The 6,501-nt window shown below is 34.2% G+C and carries 8 protein-coding genes; 7 read left to right on the top strand and 1 reads right to left on the bottom strand.

Annotated features, from left to right (window positions below):
* The 5 genes from QWC74_RS11190 to QWC74_RS11170 all read left to right on the top strand — a co-directional run.
* The coding region (locus QWC74_RS11190; protein ID WP_288994063.1) for an ATP-binding cassette domain-containing protein at positions 1 to 323 on the top strand (323 nt) is incomplete at its 5' end.
* Between the two features lie 337 nt (positions 324 to 660).
* Complete coding sequence (locus QWC74_RS11185; RefSeq protein ID WP_009606790.1) at positions 661 to 1,461, top strand: HAD-IIB family hydrolase; 801 nt, start codon at positions 661 to 663, stop codon at positions 1,459 to 1,461.
* Between the two features lie 123 nt (positions 1,462 to 1,584).
* Complete coding sequence (locus tag QWC74_RS11180; RefSeq protein WP_006783586.1) at positions 1,585 to 2,379, top strand: hypothetical protein; 795 nt, start codon at positions 1,585 to 1,587, stop codon at positions 2,377 to 2,379.
* Between the two features lie 98 nt (positions 2,380 to 2,477).
* Positions 2,478 to 3,206 carry a hypothetical protein gene (locus QWC74_RS11175; protein ID WP_006783587.1) on the top strand — a complete coding sequence of 243 codons (729 nt, stop codon included), beginning with the start codon at positions 2,478 to 2,480 and terminating at the stop codon, positions 3,204 to 3,206.
* Positions 3,207 to 3,315: 109 nt separating this feature from the next.
* Entirely contained in the window at positions 3,316 to 3,462 is a 147-nt protein-coding gene (locus QWC74_RS11170; protein ID WP_006783588.1) for a hypothetical protein, read from the top strand.
* Positions 3,463 to 3,488: 26 nt separating this feature from the next.
* Here QWC74_RS11170 and QWC74_RS11165 read toward each other — a convergent pair whose 3' ends face one another.
* A complete protein-coding gene (locus QWC74_RS11165; protein WP_262941910.1) occupies positions 3,489 to 4,100 on the bottom strand; it encodes a C39 family peptidase in 612 nt (203 codons plus the stop codon).
* Between the two features lie 667 nt (positions 4,101 to 4,767).
* On the opposite strand from QWC74_RS11165, the gene QWC74_RS11160 reads away from it, so the two are divergent.
* Entirely contained in the window at positions 4,768 to 6,012 is a 1,245-nt protein-coding gene (locus QWC74_RS11160; protein ID WP_237701250.1) for a helix-turn-helix transcriptional regulator, read from the top strand.
* Between the two features lie 79 nt (positions 6,013 to 6,091).
* Positions 6,092 to 6,501: toprim domain-containing protein (locus tag QWC74_RS11155; RefSeq protein WP_288994059.1), on the top strand; the 410-nt coding region annotated here is incomplete at its 3' end.

Raw genomic sequence — 6,501 nt, 5'->3', positions numbered from 1 at the left:
GTGTCGAATTTTCAGGTGGACAAAGTCAAAAAATTGCGATTTCCCGGGCAATATACAAAAATTCCCCGATTGTCATTTTAGATGAACCGACATCTGCTCTTGATCCGATGACTGAGTATGATATTTATCACCGTTTTAATGAATTAGTGGGAGCTAAAACAACGATTTATATTTCTCATCGTTTATCGAGTTGTTTATTTTGCGATCGAATTGCAGTTTTTAAAGATGGACAGATTGTTGAACTTGGAACACATGATGATCTGATGAAAGAAGGAGGCTTATATCAAGAAATGTATCAAGCACAAGCACAATATTATATATAAGAGACGATGTGATGACGGTTTTTGAAAGTGCTGGATTTGAATAGGAGGGAATGACGTATAAAGCCATGAATCATGATCGCGATAGATTCGTGGATTTACTTTATGATTCACTTGAAAAGTTATTAAAGATAGCTATCTCGATTTGAGATAGCCTTTTTAGTTTACTCAGCCCTTTTGAGGGTTAAGTTTTTTTGACTTGATAAGCAAAATCGAAATGACATAAAACCGATAGATATGATTATTGATTGATGAAGTGAAATCAGTAAATTAAGGGAGATGAATTGTTTTTTTAGTGAAAATATTTTAAGATATTAATTAGAAAGTTAGGTGTTTTTAGATGAAGTTATTTGCATCAGATTACGATGGGACGTATTGTAAACATACAAAGCTTGGACGTCAACAATTAAAGGAAAATATTAAAGCAACTAAAGAGTGGCAAGAGATGGGGAATTTATTTATTTTCGCGACCGGTCGACCGATTTCATTAATGAAAATTGAACAGAAAATACATGGTCTAGTGTATGATTATATCGTGGGTTTAAATGGAGCAGTTATTGTCTCAAGTGATGGACAAGTTGTCTTTCGTCAGACGATAAAAAATGAAATAGCTAAACAAATTGTTGAGCTTATTCAAGAAAAAAAAATAACACAATATATGGTCACAGATGGATTAAATGGCCATTATTATACGACGTTTCATTTATTTAAAAGGGAATACTACCTATTTAAGATTTTGAAATGGACACATCGTTTGTTTAACTTAACGTTAACACAGGCACTTGAGCAACCAGTGGCCCAGATTGCAGTGAAAACGAACAGTCATGAAGAGGCTATTCAATTTGCCAAGATTATTAATGAAACGTTTGGTCATGAAGTAGTGGCCTATGCCAATTTACTACATGTCGATATTTGTGCCAAAAACTTATCAAAAGCAAGTGGGGTTTTTGAGGTGGCTAAGCGTCATCGAATTGAAACAGATGCGATTTATTGTATTGGTGATAGTTTTAATGATTTACCGATGATTGAGGCCTATCATGGCTTAACCATGATTGAAGCCGTTGATGATCTTAAGAAGCAAGCAGAAGCCGTTTTTAAAACGGTAAGTGAAGCATTTATCTATGCAAAAGAAAAGGTTTAGTCCAGGAGTGGGCTAAACCTTTTTCAATGGAGTCAAGATGACTTTTTGAAATATCATCATTTTACGGTATAAAATCAAGTCAAATATCACTACACTAAAAGAACGAAGAAAGGATGACTGACTATGATTATAATTGATTCAAAAACCCCACTCGATCTCTTTGAATTTGGTGTTATTTGTTATTGTCCAGATGCCAAGGAACTATCTGAACATGGACTGGTGATTAACCGAATGAATGAGTTTGAGTATTTAATTGGAAGGATCGATTTTATGCCGGATGAAACCCCATCAACAAAAGACTGGTTATTTGATAGATATCATCCAGGTATGATTTGGAGATGTCCAGAGGTATTAAAAGAGGCCTTGCTTGATCAAACCTTATTATTTCAAGATATCATCAGTCATTGGCTTCGAGCAGATGAATCCATTGGATTAATTAATACAGCTTTTAAAGTGGCATCCCTAACGTTATTAAATGATTACTTTCCACGAAAGGACTTAGTGATTCAATCATTAAATACGATTTTTTTAACGGAATCTCAACTCCTTAAAGAGATTCCCCTTCGTCAATCTGCCTTTTTTAAAGATCAATATGAGGGACAGTGGATTATTAGTCGAATTAATGTTTCACTATTATGTTTGGTTCAAGTTTTCTATGAGGCAACAAATTCGACTTTAAAGCTAATATCAGAAGCTTTTATGATTAACGAACTCGCTCTTTTGGTGAAGAAAGATCAGTTTAATGAGATGGAATGGGAAGAACTGACTTTAGCACAAGTACTTCTATTGAAAAACGTCATGCAACAGTCTTGCTCGCATCAAGAATTAAGTGAGCCTTTTAAACAAGCATTTCGAGTTTATCCGATGACAGACGTTCAAAACTGGATGAGTCCTCTTAAATTAAACCTAAATAAGTAACGATTAGGTTAAATTTAAAAAGATAGGGCATAGGCACTCAACTATTAACTCGTTGTTGGATATAATAACGTGACACAGTAGAAGAAGGAGGGGAGTTTATGTTCTATCGAAATTTAGCACCGGTGATTCCAATGATTTTGATGTCCAATCAGTTCCATCGACGTCCTGAACATCAAAATCATTCAAATTATGGAAGTGGTCAATTTAATTCAAGTCATGAAGAAGATGGATTTTTTGAAAATGACGAGATGTTTGGAGGTGGAGTTGTGGGACCATTATTAGTGGGAGGATTAACCGGCGTAGCACTAGCCAGTCTTTTTGGAAACAAACAAGCATATGCAGCGACACCATATCCAACACAAAGTGCATACCCAATGCAAAGTGCATACCCAATGCAAAGTACGTACCCAATGCAAAGTGGGTATGCGTACCCAGTATCAACTTACCAACCACCTATTCAAGCAAGTGCCCCCTATTATCAACAGGTACCGATGGTAACTCAATCGATGCCAACTCAAGCACAAATTGTGAAGCCAAATACCGTTTCACAAGTGCAAGGGGGGGAACCTAAAATGCCGGCCATTCAAAATATGCCAAATGATATTACGATTCAAAAGCTAGGACAAGCTTATGTAACAAATCCACCGATGCCAAGCAATCAAGTCACGAATTCGATGCCTTATTACATGTTTTCAATTCGTAAAGAGCTACCCGATGAGATGAGAGGAATCATGCCTTTGCAAGGAAATATGATGTATCGTGTGATAGCTAGTCAACAGATTTGGACTGTGATCCCAAGTTATACATCTGTCAGTTATTTAGGATGAATGAGGCAAACCGACGAAGTTACTTCTTCGGTTTTTTTTATTGTTTTCGTATATTGATTAGGTACGCAAGGAATACTAAATGATATACAAAAAAAAGGTAGTGAGAGCTATGACAGTCACATTAATGATTCAAATTGCATTAATTCTTTGTGTAATCAGCATCAGTATTCTAGGAGTTTTTGAAGTGATGATGTATGATGCTTTTGAACAGGAAATAACAGAAATCCGTGATGAACTCGAATCCTTAGAGGAATAAAAAAAGTAATCTCGATAGATTACCTTTTAATGAGGAGAAATAGTGAAGTAAATTTGGTTGAAAATCGGAAGACCGTTGTTCCAAAGCTTAAGGAAATAATCCGTCGTTATCGTCCGATTGCCAGGGTGCCCATTATTTTCATCGAATGATTTAAGGGAGTCAAAAAAGTACATTTCATTTGTCGTGTCATCATATCCAACCAGTGTCATATAATGCTGCCAATTTAAAGAGTTTCCAATTAGGACGATAATTGGAGTTCCGGCCGTTAGTCGTGTTTTTAATGTTTCAAGGCTCCCCGTAAACATTTCAATGTTGTAGGCAGAATCCTTAAAATAGTTCAGGATTCCTTTGGGAAGAACATATCCTGAGACTGGAATTTTATAGTTGAGTTGATGATAGATATTCAGACCTGTTTGGCTTTCATGATAATGGCGAAGAACGTAAGCAATCGAGAAGGCGGAACATTCATTTATGATTTGTGTTTCAAAGGAATTCTCTTGCTCAATTGAAAAAGAAGAAGGAAAGGATATAGGAATTTTATCGTGTTTTGGAAAGGGGGATAAAAAATATAGAGTTAATAAGAGCATCATCATCAAAATGCCTAAGCTTGTATAAATGAATTTTTTCAATAAAATCACTCCTTTTTATTTAAATTATACTATAATTCTGTAAAAAAGGAAAATAAAGTAATTTAATCGAATTATGTCTAAAAAACATCACTCTAAAGGCTTATAACCAGTGATGTTTTTTTTCTTTAATTTAATAATCGGTATGTAATAAAATGAATGGTAGAAGTGGCAATTAATGTTAGTCAAAAGGTAGGTGATTTGCGATGATTCGATGGATAGTAGGGGCTATTCCGAGTGCTTTACTCATTATTTTTACTCATTTTATTATATGGTTAAATGAAGATCCAACCCTGTATCCGAGTAGGACATACTCTCTTGTATTTATCCTCACAAATTTACTTTTATTTTTCATTCAAGCTGTTACTTGCTCGGCATTACATCTTTCTAAATGTTTAATGTTAGGGATTTATTGTTTTATCACCATTCTATTGATTCTCTTTAATTTACTTTTCATTAAATTTCAATGGGTTTTGGAGTACCTCATCTTGCTGACGGTACTTTATTTCATTTATTGTTTGTTTGAGCATAGAAAGCGAATAAAAAAAGATTATGAGCTGTTGTAATTCATGAGTTAAATTGAGCACTTACCAGGCTAATAGAAGTTTAAGAAGTAGATAATGAAATAAAAATAGTTTAGAATGGATTGTAAGATAAACGCTAGATGGAGTGGGTAGAGTTGTTTTTAGGAATAGGTGATAAAGTAAAGAAATGTCGTACAGTATATGCTTTAAAACAAGCTTCGTTTTCTAAATTTGGGATTAGTCAGCATTATTTAAGTATGATTGAAAGCCAAAAACGGCAACCTACACTCGAAATGATTGATCAAATTTATGATGCATTTTATATATTAACTAATGGGGAAATTAAAAATTTATATACAAAAGAAACGTTTAGATACACAGAGGAAGAACAAGCCTTTGCTTATTTAACAAAAAAATGTCAAACTGAAAGAATCCCACTGCATTATCACGAGTCATTAAAAATTGCACAGCAATTTAATTTATGTGATCTTTTATACCGTTTAAATGTTGGAATGGGTGAACATTACCAATCTATTCTACAATATGAAGTGTCGACTAATTATTTTATGAAAGCCATTCATGTTGCAAATGGTATCCATTGTAATTTAGCCTACTGTTATCATCAATTAGGTCATAATATGAAAGAAACCGATAATTATAAAGTTGCCTTAATGTACTATTCATTGGCTGCCCAGTATACAGATGATAAGATGACTGCCTATTACTACCGTTTACGATATAATATGGCTTTAATAAATTTAGAACTTGAGAAGTATGCAGAAGGTTTGGAAGAAATAGAATCAATTTTAATTCAGTGTCAGGACAGTGAGACCCTCGCTGGAACATTAATGTTAAAATATTATGCTTTTATCAAAATGAAGAGATATCAAGAAGCTTATGAGTTGATAATTGACTTTATAAATAGGGAAAAATATGAGTATTATAAGGGAATGGCTTATCATAACTTAGGAGGGGTATTAATGCTAAATCAGAATTATGAAGAAGCCTTAGTTACAGTTCAAAAAGCTATTAAAATCAGAAAAACGCTCTTCCAACGTCAATTATCTAGACTTTTAGAGGGTAAAATTTATTTTTTATTAGATCAATATGAAGAAGCTAAGCAATGTTTTCTTGAATCGAAAGAAGAAATTATGGAAGGGGGAAATCAACGCTATGTAAAGGAGTGGTATGAATTCTCACTGAAGTTAGCTTATTTAATGAGTGACAAATCGCAACTCTCAATGTTGTTAGGTGAAATGAGAGATTTGGTGAAAAAAGGATGTTTAAGCGAAGCATTTTTAAATGGGCTTAAATTGGAGCTAATTAGATGGTATTGCCAAAGCGAATGCGATGAACTAGATGAAATGAAACGAGATTGTCTAACGATGATTTCAATCTAGACCATGATGAGAGTCATGGTCTTTTTGCGTACAATTTGATACAATAGATGAGTACTTTAAAAACGTGGAGGATGAACTCATGAGCAAACAATTAGTGTTAGCTGAAAAACCATCCGTTGGACGCGATATTGCACGCGTGCTAAACTGCCAAAAACAAGGCAATGGTTATTTAGAAGGAAAAGATTATATCGTAACGTGGGCGCTTGGACATTTGGTGACGCTTGCTGATCCTGAAGCTTACGATGTGAAATATAAATCATGGAATTTAGAAGATTTACCGATGTTACCTAAGCATTTTAAATTAGTGGTGATGCCAAAAACTTCAAAACAATTTAAAGCGGTTAAAGAACAGATGTTAAGAAAAGATGTGTCTGCTATTGTTATTGCAACAGATGCAGGACGTGAAGGAGAATTAGTCGCGCGTTGGATCATTGAAAAAGTTGGGGTTAAAAAGCCGATTAAACGTTTATGGATTTCATCTGTAACGGA

It is taken from the genome of uncultured Turicibacter sp., from assembly GCF_938044715.1.
In the GTDB taxonomy this organism is placed as follows: Bacteria; Bacillota_I; Bacilli_A; order MOL361; family Turicibacteraceae; genus Turicibacter; species Turicibacter sanguinis.
The sequence above is the reverse complement of the archived record's forward strand: the minus strand, read 5'-3'. Positions and strand labels throughout refer to the sequence as shown.